The sequence below is a fragment of the Mycobacterium sp. ACS4054 genome (genome assembly GCF_001667275.1).
GTDB lineage: Bacteria > Actinomycetota > Actinomycetes > Mycobacteriales > Mycobacteriaceae > Mycobacterium.
Genome location: NZ_LZHV01000012.1, coordinates 25,267 through 41,239, shown reverse-complemented (window position 1 = coordinate 41,239; position 15,973 = coordinate 25,267). Strand labels below are relative to the sequence as shown.

The 15,973-nt window shown below is 66.7% G+C and carries 19 protein-coding genes; 12 read left to right on the top strand and 7 right to left on the bottom strand.

Translation table 11 applies throughout. The features are described 5' to 3' along the window. Positions 1-26: 26 nt before the first annotated feature. Positions 27-212, bottom strand: a complete 186-nt coding sequence (locus A5730_RS01450) for a hypothetical protein (protein WP_055403359.1) — start codon at positions 210-212, stop codon at positions 27-29. 291 nt (positions 213-503) lie between these two features. Here A5730_RS01450 and A5730_RS01445 point away from each other — a divergent pair, with 291 nt between their 5' ends. Next, positions 504-1,010: a homocitrate synthase gene (locus A5730_RS01445; RefSeq protein WP_067894610.1), complete on the top strand. Its 507-nt coding sequence runs from the start codon at positions 504-506 to the stop codon at positions 1,008-1,010. A 75-nt stretch (positions 1,011-1,085) separates the two neighbouring features. On the opposite strand, the gene A5730_RS01440 is transcribed toward A5730_RS01445, so the two are convergent. Further along, a complete protein-coding gene (locus A5730_RS01440; RefSeq protein ID WP_067894606.1) occupies positions 1,086-2,564 on the bottom strand; it encodes a cytochrome P450 in 1,479 nt (492 codons plus the stop codon). A gap of 114 nt (positions 2,565-2,678) precedes the next feature. Here A5730_RS01440 and A5730_RS01435 point away from each other — a divergent pair, with 114 nt between their 5' ends. Together A5730_RS01435 and A5730_RS01430 are read left to right on the top strand one after the other, a co-directional pair. After that, the gene (locus A5730_RS01435; protein WP_067894604.1) at positions 2,679-3,314 is read left to right on the top strand and encodes a TetR/AcrR family transcriptional regulator; all 636 of its coding nucleotides are present in this window, start codon (positions 2,679-2,681) and stop codon (positions 3,312-3,314) included. Positions 3,315-3,341: 27 nt separating this feature from the next. Next, a complete protein-coding gene (locus A5730_RS01430) occupies positions 3,342-4,265 on the top strand; it encodes an SDR family oxidoreductase (RefSeq protein ID WP_067894601.1) in 924 nt (307 codons plus the stop codon). On the opposite strand, the gene A5730_RS01425 is transcribed toward A5730_RS01430, so the two are convergent. Then, positions 4,200-5,243, bottom strand: a complete 1,044-nt coding sequence (locus tag A5730_RS01425) for a DNA polymerase IV (protein WP_067894598.1) — start codon at positions 5,241-5,243, stop codon at positions 4,200-4,202. The genes A5730_RS01430 and A5730_RS01425 overlap by 66 nt on opposite strands. A 3-nt stretch (positions 5,244-5,246) precedes the next feature. Then, entirely contained in the window at positions 5,247-5,861 is a 615-nt protein-coding gene (locus A5730_RS01420; RefSeq protein WP_067894596.1) for a TetR/AcrR family transcriptional regulator, read from the bottom strand. Between the two features lie 60 nt (positions 5,862-5,921). Here A5730_RS01420 and A5730_RS01415 point away from each other — a divergent pair, with 60 nt between their 5' ends. From A5730_RS01415 to A5730_RS01380, 8 genes are all read left to right on the top strand, one after another. Continuing rightward, a complete protein-coding gene (locus A5730_RS01415; protein ID WP_082946666.1) occupies positions 5,922-6,515 on the top strand; it encodes an NAD(P)H-dependent oxidoreductase in 594 nt (197 codons plus the stop codon). A 508-nt stretch (positions 6,516-7,023) separates the two neighbouring features. Further along, positions 7,024-7,263, top strand: a complete 240-nt coding sequence (locus A5730_RS01410; RefSeq protein ID WP_055403351.1) for a redoxin NrdH — start codon at positions 7,024-7,026, stop codon at positions 7,261-7,263. 73 nt (positions 7,264-7,336) lie between these two features. Beyond that, complete coding sequence (nrdI, locus tag A5730_RS01405; protein WP_067894790.1) at positions 7,337-7,816, top strand: class Ib ribonucleoside-diphosphate reductase assembly flavoprotein NrdI; 480 nt, start codon at positions 7,337-7,339, stop codon at positions 7,814-7,816. Further along, complete coding sequence (gene nrdE, locus A5730_RS01400; RefSeq protein ID WP_067894594.1) at positions 7,786-9,951, top strand: class 1b ribonucleoside-diphosphate reductase subunit alpha; 2,166 nt, start codon at positions 7,786-7,788, stop codon at positions 9,949-9,951. The genes nrdI and nrdE overlap by 31 nt, the downstream gene beginning before the upstream one ends. 22 nt (positions 9,952-9,973) lie before the next feature. Then, positions 9,974-10,495 carry a hypothetical protein gene (locus A5730_RS01395; protein WP_067894591.1) on the top strand — a complete coding sequence of 174 codons (522 nt, stop codon included), beginning with the start codon at positions 9,974-9,976 and terminating at the stop codon, positions 10,493-10,495. Between the two features lie 48 nt (positions 10,496-10,543). Beyond that, positions 10,544-11,278 carry a TetR/AcrR family transcriptional regulator gene (locus A5730_RS01390; protein WP_156745642.1) on the top strand — a complete coding sequence of 245 codons (735 nt, stop codon included), beginning with the start codon at positions 10,544-10,546 and terminating at the stop codon, positions 11,276-11,278. 69 nt (positions 11,279-11,347) lie between these two features. Continuing rightward, complete coding sequence (locus A5730_RS01385; RefSeq protein WP_067894783.1) at positions 11,348-12,892, top strand: NAD(P)/FAD-dependent oxidoreductase; 1,545 nt, start codon at positions 11,348-11,350, stop codon at positions 12,890-12,892. A gap of 38 nt (positions 12,893-12,930) precedes the next feature. Further along, positions 12,931-13,389, top strand: coding sequence for a universal stress protein (locus A5730_RS01380; RefSeq protein WP_067894588.1), 459 nt, complete (start codon positions 12,931-12,933; stop codon positions 13,387-13,389). Positions 13,390-13,396: 7 nt separating this feature from the next. Here A5730_RS01380 and A5730_RS01375 read toward each other — a convergent pair whose 3' ends face one another. Beyond that, complete coding sequence (locus tag A5730_RS01375; protein ID WP_067894587.1) at positions 13,397-14,308, bottom strand: SDR family NAD(P)-dependent oxidoreductase; 912 nt, start codon at positions 14,306-14,308, stop codon at positions 13,397-13,399. Positions 14,309-14,410: 102 nt separating this feature from the next. Here A5730_RS01375 and A5730_RS01370 point away from each other — a divergent pair, with 102 nt between their 5' ends. Continuing rightward, complete coding sequence (locus A5730_RS01370; RefSeq protein WP_067894584.1) at positions 14,411-14,980, top strand: TetR/AcrR family transcriptional regulator; 570 nt, start codon at positions 14,411-14,413, stop codon at positions 14,978-14,980. On the opposite strand, the gene A5730_RS01365 is transcribed toward A5730_RS01370, so the two are convergent. Together A5730_RS01365 and A5730_RS01360 are read right to left on the bottom strand one after the other, a co-directional pair. Next, on the bottom strand, positions 14,955-15,503 hold the full coding sequence (locus A5730_RS01365) for a TetR/AcrR family transcriptional regulator (RefSeq protein WP_067894580.1): 549 nt from the start codon (positions 15,501-15,503) through the stop codon (positions 14,955-14,957). The genes A5730_RS01370 and A5730_RS01365 overlap by 26 nt on opposite strands. Further along, entirely contained in the window at positions 15,487-15,933 is a 447-nt protein-coding gene (locus A5730_RS01360; RefSeq protein ID WP_067894577.1) for an SRPBCC family protein, read from the bottom strand. Before A5730_RS01360 ends, A5730_RS01365 begins: the two co-directional genes overlap by 17 nt. Between the last annotated feature and the right edge of the window lie 40 nt (positions 15,934-15,973).

Genomic DNA, 15,973 nt, shown 5'->3' with positions numbered 1-15,973 from the left:
ACCCGAGGGCTGCTTGAGGTAATCAGTTAAAGGCCGAGGCCGCCAGTGATGCCGCCCACGATCCCGCCCACCGTGCCACCGGTGGTGCCGCCGACGAGGCCCCCGCTGCCGGCCGCGGCTGACGCGCATCCGGTCGGGAGTAGCAATACCGCGGCGACCCCGGCGGCCGCCGCGGCAGCTTTGAGGTTTTTCCTGGTGCCCTTCGCCTTCATGATGAGCCTTCTTTCATCCATGTGTAAGGGGTAATTGGACAGACGTTGAACGACTGTCGCTTCGGCTTCATACCCCCTGTTGCACACGCGTAAACCAATGTTTTTACCGAATTGCTTTTTCGCGGAAGTTGCACGTCAGGGGGGTGTGCGGCTAATGTCGGCGCTCGTGCGTCTTCTCGATCGCGTGGTAGTAGCTAGCACCCGCAGCGGGGTCTGACCTAGACCGACCCCCCGCTGTGGGTCGGAAGCTACCGCCGTCGGTCACTCCTTTCGACCGAAGAAGACCGGCACATGACTATCCCCGAGCGGCTCGACCCCTCCAGCACTTCAGCCAGCCAATGCCTCGCCACGGTGTGGTTCGCCCGGCAGTTCGGCGCCGCGCTGCCCCGTGGTCTGCGGGAGCGGGCGTACGCGATGACCTGGGAGCGTTTCGTCGCGACCTACGCGCCGTCCGCGGGACCGATCCGGCTGGGCACGTGGGAGTGCACCGACACCGGCCGCCGGCTGCTGGGACCGCAGGCCCGCGACTTCCGGGCCGTCATCGCCGTGGGTGACCGCATCGGCACCTCAACCGCCGCGGCAGGCGGCCCCATCGCGGCTCTCGGCGCGATGCTGCACGAGCGCGGAATCCCGTTGGAAATCCTCAGCTTTCATCAGCTGCAATCCGGTGGGCGCACCGCGACGTTCGTCCGCGGCAGCGACGGCGCCCGCGACGAGTGGGCCGTGGGTTTCTCCGACGATCCGACGCAGTCGGCCCTGCGCGCGATGATCGCCTGCGCGAACCGGTTGATCGGCTAGCTTGAGGTGTCGAGCGGACGCAAAATCGCACGCAGGTCGGCCGCCGGGCGCGATTTTGCGTCTGCTCGCGATTAATCAGAGCGGGCGCAGCACGATCGGCATGCCGTCCATCGGTATCGGCATGCCGCCGTAGTCCCAGTGCGGCTGGTAGCCCGGGCGGGCCAGCTCCAGCCGGTAGCGGCGCAGCAGCCGGTGCACGACGGTCTTGACCTCCAGCTGACCGAACACCATGCCGATGCACTTGTGCGCGCCGCCGCCGAAGGGCGCGAAGGCGTAGCGGTGCTTCTTGTGCTCCGAGCGCGGCTCGGCGAACCGTTCGGGGTCGAATTTGCCTGGGTCCGTCCACAATTCGGGCAGCCGGTGGTTCATGCCGGGCCAGATGGTGATGTTGGTGCCGGCCGGGATGTAATGGCCGAGCAGCTCGGTGTCGCGCACCGCCTGCCGCATGTTGAACGGCAGCGGCGTCACCATGCGCAGCGACTCGTTCATGATCAGTTCGAGCGTTTCCAGCTTCTCCAGCGCCTCGATGTCCAGCGGCCCGTCGCCCAGCCGCGCCGACTCTTCGCGCGCCCGCTCCTGCCACTCCGGGTTCGCGGCCATGTTGTAGACCATCGTGGTGGTCGTCGAGGTGGACGTGTCGTGGGCGGCCATCATCAAGAAGATCATGTGGTTGACGATGTCTTCGTCGGTGAAGCTGTTGCCGTCGTCGTCTTCGGTGTGGCAGAGCACGGTGAGCATGTCGGTGCCGGTCGCCTGGCGGCGATCCCGGACCCGTTCGATGAAGTAATCCTCGAGCAGCTTGCGGGCCTTCAGACCGCGCCACCACTTGAACGGCGGAAGGGGCTGCCGGATGATCGCCCCGCCCGCGCGGGTCGTGATCGTGAACGCCTGGTTGACCTTGGTGACGAGGTCGTGGTCGGTGCCCGGCTCGTGCCCCATGAACACCAGGGACGCGATGTCCAGGGTGAGTTCCTTCATCGCCGGGTGGAACAGGAACCGCGCGTCGTTCGTGGGCCAGTGGGCCACGATGTCGCTCGCCACCCGGTCGATGTGCTCGACGTAACCGGTCAGGCGGGTGCGGGTGAACGCCTCCTGCATGATGCGCCGGTGGTACATGTGCTCGTCGAAGTCCAGCATCATCAGGCCGCGGTTGAAGAACGGCCCGATCACCGGATGCCAACCCCGCTGCGAGAAGTCCTTGTTCTTGTTCGAGAACACGGCCTGGGTGGCGTCCGGGCCCAGCGCGGTGACCGCGGGCATGATCGGCGAGTCGAGGAAGTGCAGGGGCCCGCGGGTGCGGTACAGGTGCAGCGCGTAGTCGGGCCCGCCCCGGAACATCTCGATGATGTGCCCCAGGATCGGGAGTCCGGCATCGCCCACCACCGGCTTGAGGCCGCTGCCGGCAGGCGGTTCGGCCAGGACTTTGACTTCCCAGTCGTGGGCGAGCAGGCGCTTCTCGACCGCACCCATCCCCGGGATCGTGTTCAGCGACGGGGTGAACCGGCGCCGCGCCTGGTCCAGCAGGTATTGCGGGGTGCTGATCGTGGCGGTCATAGACGCTCCTTTGCGGTCCCTCCCACGTGACAGCCGTCACTGTCTCCTAACCTTCGGAAAAAACTTGACGGCTGTCAAGTTTGCTTTTTGATCGGCGTGGTGCAAGGTCAGGGAATGAGCATCCACCCCGCCACCGGCGAGCCGGGCGGGCAGCGGCGCGGTGACAAACAGCGCCAGGCGATCCTGCAGGCCGTGCGGGAGATGCTGCAGGAAAAGCCATTCGCGGATCTGTCGGTCAGCACCATCAGTCTTCGGGCCGGAGTGGCCCGGTCCGGCTTCTACTTCTACTTCGACTCCAAGTACGCCGTGCTCGCCCAGTTGATGGCCGAGGCCGCCGCGGAGCTCGAGGAGCTCACGCAGGATTTCGCCCCGCGCCAGCCGGGCGAGTCGCCGGAGCAGTTCGCCAAACGCATGGTCGGCAGCGCGGCTGCGGTGTACGCGCACAACGACCCGGTGATGACCGCGTGCAACGAGGCCCGCAACACCGACGTCGAGATCCGCAACCTGATGGACCAGCAATTCGAGGTGGTGCTGGGCCAGATCGTCGCCATCGTCGAGGCCGAGATGAAGGCCGGGACCGCCCACCCGATCAGCGACGACCTGCCCACCCTGATCCGCACCCTGGCCGGTACCACCGCGCTGATGCTGACCGGCGATCCCATCCTGGCCGGCCGCGACAGCGACCTCGACCGTCGCGTGCGCGTGCTCGAGCGGTTGTGGCTGCACGCGCTGTGGGCCGGGCGCCCGTAGACCGTTACCGCCGGTATCGTCACGGCAATGGGGCAGCAGGGGTACTTCGCAGACAAACGATGTCTGGTCACCGGCGCGGCCAGCGGCATCGGCCGCGCCACCGCGCTGCGGCTGGCGGCGCAGGGCGCCGAACTGTATCTGACCGACCGCGACCGCAACGGCTTGGAGTCAACGGTGGCCGACGCCCGCGCGCTCGGCGCGCGAGTCCCCGCGCATCGCGCCCTTGACATCGCCGACTACGACGAGGTGGCGGCCTTCGCCGCCGACATCCACCGCGACCACCCGAGCATGGACGTCGTGCTCAACATCGCCGGAGTGTCCGCCTGGGGAACCGTCGACCGGCTGACGCACGAGCAGTGGAGCAAGATGATCGCGATCAACCTGATGGGGCCGATCCACGTCATCGAGACGTTCGTCCCGGCGATGGTGGCGGCCCACAACGGCGGGCACCTGGTGAACGTGTCATCGGCGGCCGGGTTGGTCGCGCTGCCGTGGCATGCCGCCTACAGCGCGAGCAAGTACGGCCTGCGCGGGCTGTCGGAGGTGTTGCGCTTCGATCTGGCCCGCCACCGCATCGGGGTCTCGGTCGTGGTGCCGGGCGCGGTGAACACGCCCCTGGTGCAAACCGTGGAGATCGCCGGCGTGGACCGCGAAGATCCGAAGGTGGCCCGCTGGGTGAACCGGTTCAGCGGTCACGCCGTCTCACCGGAGAAGGCGGCCGCGAAGATCTTGGCCGGCGTCGCCAAGAACCGCTACCTGATCTACACCTCGCCCGACATCCGGGCGCTGTACGCGTTCAAGCGGCTGGCGTGGTGGCCCTACAGCGTGGCCATGCGCCAGGTCAACGCGGTGTTCACCCGCGCGTTGCGGCCCGCCCCCGCGCCGCTAGTCCGGCATGGCCAGTTCGAGACGCACCCCGAGCAGCCGGACCGGGCGGTCGAGCTCGAATAGGTTTAGGACGCGCAGCGCCGCCGCGACGATGGTGTCGCGATCGGTCGTCGGTGTTTCCAGCTTGCGAATCTTGGTGCGGGTGTAGAAGGTCGCGGTGCGCACGGTGACCGCGACCCGGGTCACGATTCGGCCCGACGCGAGCACGTCCGCCAGCGCCTGGTCGGCCAACTGCGTGATGGCCGAATCCATTTCGGCGCGGTCGGTGAGGTCACGCGGGAAAGTGACGACGTGGCTGCGCGAGCGCGGGATCCACGGCTCGGCGCTGACTTGCGCGTCACCGCCGCCCTTGGCCAGTAGCAGCAGCCAGAGGCCGGTGCGTGGGCCGAACGTTGCGCTCAGCAACTCGGCATCGCTGTGCGCGAGCTCCCACACCGTCGATATCCCCAGCGCCGCAAGCTTCTTCGCCGTCTTGGGGCCCACGCCCCAAAGCGCGTCGACCGGGCGGTCCGCCATCAGGGTCATCCAATTCGCGTCGGTGAGCGCGAAGATGCCCGCCGGTTTGGCGAAGCCGGTCGCGACCTTGGCGCGCTGTTTGTTGTCGCTGATTCCCACCGAGCAGGACAGGCCGGTTTCCGACGAGATGACGGTTCGGATCTCTTCGGCCACTTCGGCCGGATCGGCGCCCGTCACCCCGACGTACGCCTCGTCCCAGCCCCACACCTCGACCGGGTGTCCCAGGTCGCGCAGCAACCCCATCACCTCGTCGGACGCCGCGTCGTAGGCGGACGCGTCCGACGGCAGAAACGTCGCCTCGGGGCAGCGTCGCGCGGCCGTCCGCAACGGCATCCCGGCGTGCACGCCGAATTCCCGGGCTTCATACGAGGCACAGGTGACCACCTTGCGCGGTTCGGTCGGATCGCCGCTGCCGCCGACGATGACCGGCAGCCCGGTCAGCTCGGGGTGGCGGCGCAACTCCACCGATGCCAGAAACTGATCGAGGTCGACGTGCAGGACCCAGCTGGGCGCCGGCTCGGTCATCGGCTATCGCCCACAAAGCTTGCGCGCCAGGCTTTCCCACGCGTCGCCCAGGGATTGAAGGGTATGGCCGCCCTCGTTGAGCTGATGTTCCACATAGTTGACGTGCAGCAGGGCCAGCAGGGCGTCGGTCTGGACGTCGAGATCACCGGTGGTGTGCGCCGCCTGCAGCAACACCCGGATATGGGTGTGGTGCACCAAGACGGGCGCGCTGTAGCGAGTCTGCGGATCGCGGTGGGCCTCGGCCAGCAGGTCGCGATGGGCGTGGGCGAAGCGGATCCGTTCCCGGCCGAAGGCCACCAGCCGCTCCATCGGTGTGGCGTCGGGTCCCAGCGGTGGCGGCCCGAAGATGAAAGCCTGCTGGCTGGCTCGCTCGTCCTCGTCGAGCAGCACCATCATCAGGCCGGCGCGGCTGCCGAACCGGCGAAACAACGTGCCCTTGCCGACGCCGGCGGCGGCGGCGACGTCGTCCATGGTGACCGCGTCGGCGCCGCGCTCTGCGACCAGGCGCCGGGCCGCGTCCACGAGGAGCGCGCGGTTGCGCGCTGCGTCACCCCGTTCCGGCGCGGCCGCTTGGGGTGCCCAGACGGGCATGTCGCCGAGCCGCTCGATAGTGCTCACCCCAGTACTTTAACGCGGCGGGAATAGAAGCGGACCATAGTCCGGTTGCAGCGTGCGAGGATGGAAACCAACAAGCGAAGGGAAACTACGACGGTGGCGGACAACATCAAGGTTTTGGCGCTGGTGGGGAGCCTGCGCTCGGCGTCGATCAATCGTCAGATCGCCCAGTTGGCGGCGGACATCGCTCCCGACGGTGTCACCGTGACGGTGTTTGACGGGCTGGGGGAGCTGCCGTTCTACAACGAGGAAATCGACGACGCGATGAACGCCGACGCGCCGCCGCTGGACCCGGTGACCGCGCTGCGCACCGCCGCGGCCGAGTCTGACGCCGCGCTCGTGGTCACCCCGGAATACAACGGCAGCATCCCGGCCGTCATCAAGAACGCGATCGACTGGCTGTCTCGCCCGTTCGGCAACGGCGCGCTGAAGGGCAAGCCGCTGGCCGTCATCGGGGGATCCTTCGGCCAGTACGGCGGCGTGTGGGCGCACGACGAAACCCGTAAGTCGTTCGGCATCGCCGGGGCGCGGGTGGTCGACTCGCTCAAACTCTCGGTGCCGTTCAAGACCCTGGAGGGCAAGGCGCCCGCGGAGCACGCCGATCTCTCGGGCAGCGTGCGCGATGTCGTCGGAAAGCTGGCCGCCGAAGTCGGCTGATTGGCGGAAGTCGACAAGCCGCCCGCCGGGCGACCAGCCAGGTTGCCGCAATCGCATAGCCAAAGCCGCCAGCCCCCGGCTGGCGGCTTTGCTGGCTGCGGCCCGGGGCGGTCGGGACGCACCGGCGCCGCCGGGAGTTGTCGGTGTCCGGTGATACAACCATTCGCATGGGCGACTTCGGTGGAAATGTGACCTGCGACACGCCGGGCGCGTGTCTTGCGGAGGCCCCACGACCAGCGAATTTCAGAAATGTTATTCCGAACATGTTGTATCTCGACATCTTGTCAGCCACTAGGTGTAGTGTTTCGAGCACCGGCAGATCCCAGGTTCACCAGGCCGACCGGGGCCTGGTTCACCACCCGAAATCGGCTCACCAGGTCATTCGACGCTGGGCGGCCGCAGGACGGGAATGTGGGGGCTTGACGGCCCGCTGTAACACAGCGAAGACGTAGTACCGAGTAGTTGCCAGTCCGTTACAGGTCCCACCTTCCGCAAAGGAGCGGCTTCCATGAGCATCACCGTGTACACCAAGCCGGCATGCGTGCAGTGCAGCGCCACGTTCAAGGCCCTCGACAAGCAGGGCATCGGCTACGAGAAGGTCGACATCACGCTGGACAACGAGGCGCGCGACTACGTGATGGCGCTTGGCTACCTGCAGGCTCCCGTGGTGGTGGCCGGCAACGACCACTGGTCGGGTTTCCGGCCGGACCGCATCAAGGCCCTGTCGGAGGCGGCGCTCAGCGCTTGAGTGTTAGCGACGGACGTTAGGTAACGAAGGAGGTTGCGGTGCCATGGATAGCACGCAGCGCAACCTGGCTTGGATGAGTGACGACCCGCAGCGCCCGGCTGCGCCGAGCTTGCGATCGTCACTGGTCTATTTCTCCTCCGTGTCGGAGAACACCCACCGCTTCGTGCAGAAGTTGGGTGTTCCCGCCACGCGGATACCGCTGCATGGCCGCATCGAGGTCGACCAGCCGTACGTGCTGATCCTGCCCACGTACGGCGGCGGCCGCGCCACCCCGGACGTCAACGCCGGTGGCTACGTGCCCAAGCAGGTCATCGCATTCTTGAACAACGAGCAGAACCGGTCGTTGATCCGTGGCGTCATCGCCGCGGGCAACAACAACTTCGGCGCCGAATTCGCTTACGCGGGCAACGTGATCTCGCGCAAATGCGGCGTGCCCTACCTTTACCGCTTCGAACTGATGGGAACCCCGGACGACGTGGACGCCGTTCGCGCGGGCCTGGCTGACTTCTGGAAGGAACAGACGTGCCACCAACCGTCACTGCAGAGCCTGTAACCTCCGGCGCGCACGCGTTGCCCGGTGAAACGGACTACCACGCGCTGAACGCCATGCTGAATCTGTATGACGCAGACGGCAAGATCCAGTTCGACAAAGACGTGCTGGCGGCGCGGCAGTACTTCCTGCAGCACGTCAACCAGAACACCGTCTTCTTCCACAACCAGGATGAGAAGCTCGACTACCTGATCCGCGAGAACTATTACGAGCGTGAGGTTCTCGACCAGTACTCGCGCAACTTCGTCAAGGAGCTGCTGGACCGCGCCTACGCCAAGAAGTTCCGGTTCCCGACGTTCCTGGGCGCGTTCAAGTACTACACCTCCTACACGCTGAAGACGTTCGACGGGAAGCGCTACCTGGAGCGCTTCGAGGACCGCGTGGTGATGGTGGCGCTGACGCTGGCCGCCGGCGACACCGGGCTGGCCGAGAAGCTGGTCGACGAGATCATCGACGGCCGCTTCCAGCCGGCCACCCCGACGTTCCTCAACTCGGGCAAGAAGCAGCGCGGCGAGCCGGTGAGCTGCTTTCTGCTGCGCATCGAGGACAACATGGAGTCGATCGGCCGCTCGATCAACTCCGCGCTGCAGCTGTCCAAGCGCGGGGGTGGGGTTGCGTTGCTGCTGAGCAACATTCGCGAGCACGGGGCGCCGATCAAGAACATCGAGAACCAGTCCTCGGGCGTCATCCCGATCATGAAGCTGCTGGAGGACTCGTTCTCCTACGCCAACCAGCTGGGCGCGCGCCAGGGCGCCGGCGCGGTGTACCTGCACGCGCACCACCCGGACATCTACCGTTTCCTGGACACCAAGCGGGAGAACGCCGACGAGAAGATCCGGATCAAGACGCTGAGCCTGGGCGTCGTGATCCCCGACATCACCTTCGAGCTGGCCAAGAAGAACGAGGACATGTACCTGTTCTCGCCGTACGACGTCGAGCGGGTCTACGGCGTGCCGTTCGCCGACATCTCGGTGACCGAGAAGTACTACGAGATGGTCGACGACGCGCGCATCCGCAAGACGAAGATCAAGGCGCGCGAGTTCTTCCAGACACTCGCCGAGCTGCAGTTCGAGTCCGGCTACCCCTACATCATGTTCGAGGACACGGTGAACCGGGCCAACCCGATCGAGGGCAAGATCACGCACTCGAACCTGTGCTCGGAGATCCTGCAGGTGTCCACGCCGTCGGAGTTCAACGATGATCTGTCGTATTCCAAAGTGGGCAAGGACATTTCGTGCAACCTTGGTTCGCTGAACATCGCCAAGGCGATGGACTCCCCGGACTTCGCGCAGACCATCGAGGTGGCGATCCGGGCGCTGACCGCGGTGAGCGACCAGACGCACATCACCTCGGTGCCCTCAATCGAGCAGGGCAACAACGAATCCCACGCCATCGGGCTGGGCCAGATGAACCTGCACGGGTACCTCGCCCGGGAGCACATCTTCTACGGCTCCGAGGAAGGCATCGACTTCACCAACATCTACTTCTACACCGTGCTGTATCACGCGCTGCGAGCTTCGAACCGCATCGCGATCGAACGGGGGAGCGCGTTCGGCGGTTTCGAGCGGTCGAAGTACAAGTCGGGGGAGTTCTTCGACAAGTACACCGACCAGGTGTGGGAGCCGCAGACCGACAAGGTGCGTCAGCTGTTCGCCGACGCGGACATCCGGATCCCGACCCAGGACGACTGGAAGCGGCTGAAGGAGTCGGTGCAGGAGTACGGCATTTACAACCAGAACCTGCAGGCCGTCCCGCCGACGGGGTCGATCTCCTACATCAACCACTCGACCAGTTCGATCCACCCGATCGCCAGCAAGGTCGAGATCCGCAAGGAAGGCAAGATCGGCCGCGTCTACTACCCGGCGCCCTACATGACCAACGACAACCTGGAGTACTTCCAGGATGCCTACGAGATCGGCTATGAGAAGGTCATCGACACCTACGCCGCGGCCACCCAGCACGTGGACCAGGGGCTGAGCCTGACGCTGTTCTTCAAGGACACCGCCACCACCCGCGACGTGAATAAGGCGCAGATCTACGCCTGGCGCAAGGGCATCAAGACGCTCTACTACATCCGACTGCGCCAGATGGCGCTCGAGGGCACCGAGGTCGAGGGCTGCGTCTCCTGCATGCTGTAGGAGCGCACGACGGACGTCTCCGGTGAGCGCGGTTACCGCCCATCCGATCGTCGACGCCGCGCTGCGGCGTTACGAGGACGCGCTGGGGGCTGACCTTCCCGTCTACCGAAATCACGTCTATCGGGGACTGACCTATCACCAAGCGCTGCATGGTGCCCCGTTGCCCGACTGGGCCGCGCTCGCGTGGGCGGTGCACGACCTCGGCATCTGGACGGCGGGCACTTTCGATTACCTGGAGCCCTCGGCCGACCTCGCGTCGAGCCTGGCCGGCGAGTTCGGCATCGCCGAAGTCGGCGACGCGCGCACGATGATCACCTGTCACCACAAGCTGCGCGCCGTTGCCGACCCGATGATCGAAACGTTTCGCATCGCCGACCGCGTCGACGTCAGTCGTGGACTCCTGCGCGGGCCCCTGCCCCGATCCCTCGTCAACGGCGTGGTGACCGAACTGCCGTACCTGGGATTCCACGCCTTCCTGGCACGCGGCCTGCTCGGCTACGCGGCCTCTCACCCACGCCGGCCGTTTCCGATGCTGCGCTGGTGAGGCGGAGTCTGCCCAGGTCAGCGGGTCCTACGCGGTATGGTGCTTGATGTGGTGAAAATTCCGCGACCGCCGCACCCCAGCGTGAAGCCGCCGGGGGTCAAGGTCGACGCGCGCAGCGAGCGTTGGCGCGAACACCGCAAGAAGGTGCGCGGCGAAATCGTGGACGCGGCGTTCCGCGCCATCGACCGGCTGGGCCCGGACCTGAGCGTGCGGGAGATCGCCGAGGAGGCCGGCACCGCCAAGCCGAAGATCTACCGGCATTTCCACGACAAGTCCGACTTGTTCCAGGCCATCGGCGAACGCCTGCGCGACATGCTCTGGACGGCGATCTTCCCGTCGGTGAACCTCAAGACCGACTCGGCGCGCGAGGTGATCCGGCGCAGCGTCGAGGAATACGTGGGCCTGGTCGACCAGCACCCCAACGTGCTGCGAGTGTTCATCCAGGGCCGCTCGGCGGCCAGCCCGCAGATCCTCAACGAGGGCCGGGGGATCACGTTGGCGATGGCCGACCTGTTCGACGACGAGCTGCGCGAAATGGAGCTCGACCACGCGGCGTTCGAGCTGGCCGCGCACGCGGCCTTCGGCTCGGCCGCCTCGGCCACCGAATGGTGGCTGGGCCCCGACCCGCAAAGCGCCCGGCGCATGCCGCGCGACCAGTTCGTCGCCCACCTGACGACGATCATGGTGGGGGTCATCGTCGGCACCGCCGAGGCGCTCGGCATCTCGATGGACCCCGACCAGCCGGTACATAGCGTGGTGCCCAGCAATCCGGCGGCGAGCTGAGGCGTTGACAGCATCCGATACCCTGGGTACCGGGTATTTTTCGTGAACCAACAGGAAGACCGATCCACCGTGACCGACGTCGTGACACAAGACGAGCCGACAACCGCACACCAGCCCGTCCACACGCGGGCCATCATCATCGGGACCGGCTTCTCCGGCCTCGGCATGGCGATCGCCCTGCAAAAGCAGGGCTTCAGTGGGCAAGACTTCGTCATCCTGGAGAAGGCCGGCGACATCGGGGGGACCTGGCGCGACAACAGCTACCCCGGCTGCGCCTGCGACATCCCGTCGCACCTGTATTCGTTCTCATTCGAGCCCAAGCCCGACTGGAAGAACCCGTTCTCCTACCAGCCTGAGATCTGGGACTACCTCAAGGGCGTCACCGACAAGTACGGTCTGCGCCGCTACATCGTGTTCAACTCCCTGGTGGATCGCGCCCACTGGGACGACGACGAGAACCGTTGGCATGTGTTCACCGCCGACGGCCGCGAGTACGTCGCCCAGTTCCTCATCTCCGGCGCGGGCGCGCTGCACATCCCGTCCTTCCCCGAAATCGAGGGTCGGCACGAATTCGCCGGTCCCGCTTTCCATTCCGCGGAATGGGACCACAGCGTCGACCTGACCGGCAAGCGCGTCGCGATCATCGGCACCGGCGCCAGCGCGATCCAGATCGTGCCCGAGATCGTCGGGCAGGTGGCCGAGTTGCAGCTCTACCAGCGCACCCCGCCGTGGGTGGTGCCGCGGTCCAACCCCGATATCCCGCCGGCCCTGCGGCGGGCCATGGAAAACGTACCCGGGCTGCGCGCGCTGACGCGTCTGGGGATCTACTGGGCCCAGGAGGCGCTGGCCTTCGGCATGACCAAGCGGCCGAACGCGCTGAAGTTCATCGAGGCCTACTGCAAATACAACATTCGCCGTTCGGTCAAGGACCGCGAGCTGCGCCGCAAACTGACGCCGCATTACCGCATCGGGTGCAAGCGAATCCTGAACTCCTCCACCTACTACGGCGCGGTCGCGGACCCCAAGACCCAAGTGATCACCGACGGCATCACCCGGATCACGCGCGACGGCATCGTCACCGCCGACGGCGCCGAGCACCAGGCGGACGTCATCGTCTACGCAACCGGCTTCCATGTCACCGACTCCTACACCTACGTCCAGGTCAAGGGTCGGCACGGCGAGGACCTGGTCGACCGCTGGAACCGCGAGGGCATCGGCGCGCACCGCGGCATCACCGTCGCCGACGTGCCCAACCTGTTCTTCCTGCTGGGACCCAACACCGGCCTCGGGCACAACTCCGTGGTGTTCATGATCGAATCGCAGATCCGCTACGTCGCCGACGCGATCAAGACCTGCGACAAGAGGGGCGCGCAGGCGCTGGCGCCCACCCGTGCCGCTCAGGACCGGTTCAATGATGAACTGCAACAAAAGCTTTCGCAGTCGGTGTGGAACACCGGCGGGTGCGCCAGCTGGTATCTCGACGAGCACGGCAGGAACACCGTGCTGTGGGGCGGCTACACGTGGCAGTACTGGCGGGCCACCCGCGGGGTGAAGCCGGAGGAGTACCGGTTCTTCGGGGCAACCGATCAGAAGAATCTGAGCCCCGCCGGGTAGGCATCACCTGGCCTGCCGGGCCTTACACTGGGAGGGCAATGAGCGCCTATCAGATCGTCGTGGTCGGCACCGATGGCTCGGATTCCTCGCTGCGTGCGGTGGACCGAGCCGCCGCGATCGCTGCGCATCACGGCGCGAAATTGATCGTTGCGACCGCGCATCTCCCCGTTCCCGTGGAAAAGGGCCGCTACGCAATCCCGCCGGGAAGTGACCACGGTCAGGACTACCGGACGGTGGGCGAGGCCCCTTTCTTCGCGATCCTGCAGAACGCCAGGGAGCGGGCGCACCAGGCCGGGGCCACGGACGTGGAGGAGAAGCCGATCGTCGGTCCTCCCATCAATGCGCTGGTGCAGCTAGCCGAGGAGATCGCGGCCGACCTGCTCGTGGTCGGCAACGTCGGGCTCAGCAGCGTCGCCGGGCGACTGCTGGGATCAGTCCCATCCGAAGTCTCCCGCAGGGCCAAGACCGACGTGTTGATCGTCTACACCATCGACTGATCGGCGCCTAGGCGCCGGCTGACGCGGCGCGCCGTTCGCGTGACTGCGAGCCCTTGGCGAATGACCGAAGGTTCACCCGCACAATGAGATCCAAGACCCGGTCGGAGACCAGCCGGCTGATGCGCACCAGGATCGCGGCGTCGCGTCCGATGGTGTAGCGGGTGCGGGGGCGAGATGCGGTCGCGGCCTTCACGATCACCTTGGCGGCGTGCTCGGCCGAGACGCCGTCCTCGCCGAACGATCGGGCCTGGGCGGTGACGGCCGCCGCCAGCGCGTCGTAACGCGCGAGCTGGACAGGGGTCATGTCGGCCATCAGTGCCTCCGCGGTGGCGATTCCCCGCTCGGCCATTTCGGTTTTCACCGCGCCGGGTTCGACGACGACGACCCTGACGCCGAGATGGCCGACCTCGCGGCGCAGGGCGTCGCTGACCGCCTCGAGAGCGAACTTGGAACCGGCGTATGCGCCATAGGTCGGCAAGACGACCTTGCCGCCCACGGAGCTTATGTTCACCACGGTGCCTTTGCTGGCTAACAGGGCCGGCAACAGCGCCTGCGTCATCGCGATCTGTCCGAACAGGTTGACCTCGAATTGCTTGCGCCACTGCGCCATTGGCAACGTTTCCACCGGAGCGTTGATCGCGATGCCGGCGTTGTTGACCAGCGCGCGAAGGGGGCGACGCAGCGGATCATTCGCGACGCGGGCGGCGGCCGCTGCCACGTCCGTTTCCATCGTGATGTCGAGGATGAGCGGTTCAATGCCTTCGGCGCGCAGGGCGTCGGCGTCGGTGTCGCGACGGACACCGGCAAGGACGTGGAAACCCCTGCGCGCCAACTCCTTCGCGGTCGCGGCACCCATGCCCGTGGAGGCGCCGGTGACGATGACCAGCTCGCGGCGATCGATGCGATTGGAGGAATTCATGGTGGTCTCCGTCCGGGGTGCGGCGCTTGAGTTGACGTTGTCAACTGAAGCTAGGCCTTCAAGTTGACATTGTCAACTCAAACCCGGGCTTATGCTCGGCGGGTGACGACACGCGCGGAAAGCGCCGCGGCCACCCGCCGTTCGCTGCTCGAGGCCGCCGGCGCCCTGCTGGACCTCGGCGGGGTCGAGGCGGTGACGCTGCGGGAGGTGGGGGCCCGGGCCGGTGTTTCGCGCTCCGCGGCGTATCGCCACTTCGCCGACAAGGAATCGCTGCTCACCGTCCTGGCCACCGATGCGTTGAGCGAATTGGGCGACGTGCTGGGGGATTTGGCGGCCGGCGACGACTCGCCGGAGGAGGCCCTGCGTTCGGCCTTGCTGTCGCTGGTCACCATGGGTCGCGAGCGGCCCCACCTGTACCGGCTGATGTTCACGCCGCCCGGCGGTGACCTGACCGAGGCGGTCCGGGCCGCCGAGCGCACTCAGGGCCTGTTTCTCGACATGGTGGGTCGCGTCACCGGCCCGCAGCAGGCCAGGCGCTACGGGGCGCTGCTGTTGACCAGCGCGCACGGCATGACGGGCCTGGATCTGACCGGCCACATGGATTTAGACAAGTGGCACACCAACGCCGAGGAACTCATCGACACGCTCATCTCGGTGTTGCCAAAAGCGTGATGAACGCCTGCGCGGCCGCATCCACGCCGGCCTCGTCGTCGGTGGCCACCAGGTCCAGCAGCAGTCCACGGGTGACGGCCAGCCCGAGCCGTGCCATCGCGCCGTCGTATCGAACGCCGGCCGCGGCGGACTCGACCTCGCGCAGCCAGCCGTCGACGGCGCCGGGAACCATTCGGGTGAAGGGCTTTTCGCCCTGGGCCGCCCGTGAGTAGCACTCGAAGAAGAGCCGTTCCAGCTGGCGCAGTTCGGGTCGGCGAAGGTCGGCCCACATCGCGGCGAAGCCGTCGGCCGGGCTCTGCGGCAGGTCGGGCACGAGCGCCATCTGGCGGCGCTCGGCCTCCTCGACGATCGCGATCAGCAAGTCTTCGCGAGAGCCGAAGTGGTGCAACAGCATCCGGTGGCTGGTGCCGACGGCGGCGGCGACATCGCGCAGCGACCGATCGCCGATGCCGTTCGCGGCGAACTCGTCGAACAGCGCGTGCAGTAGTTCGCGACGCCGCTCCAGATCAGGCGTGCGAGCCATTGGCGCGGCTGACCTGCTCAGAGCGCGCCTTGAGGCCGCGGGCCTCCATCGCGAGGTAGCGCTTGGTCCGCTTGATCGTCAACCGCCCGACCAGCGCGCCGAGGACGCCCCGCTGATCGAGTTCCTGGCGCACCAGCGTGCGCCCGCCCGGCAGGGCGGTGACGTAGTGGCGAGCGATGACATTCACGCCGGGGGAGCGGGTCGCCCACGTCCAGGACGCGCCGGGTTCGATCTCGGCGACCTTCCAGATCAGCTTCTGCAGGCCGGGTTGCTTGATCGCGAAGCGCCTGCCCACGGCGAGGGCGGATCCGTCCCGTCCGACGAGGGAGGTGACCGACGCGGTCCACTCGGGCCAGCGCTCGACGTCGCTGAATACATCCCATACGACCTGCGACGGCGCGTCGATCTCGATGCTGTCTTCGGTAAACATGTACCAGATGGTACATCTAAATCCGGGCTTTGCCTACGCC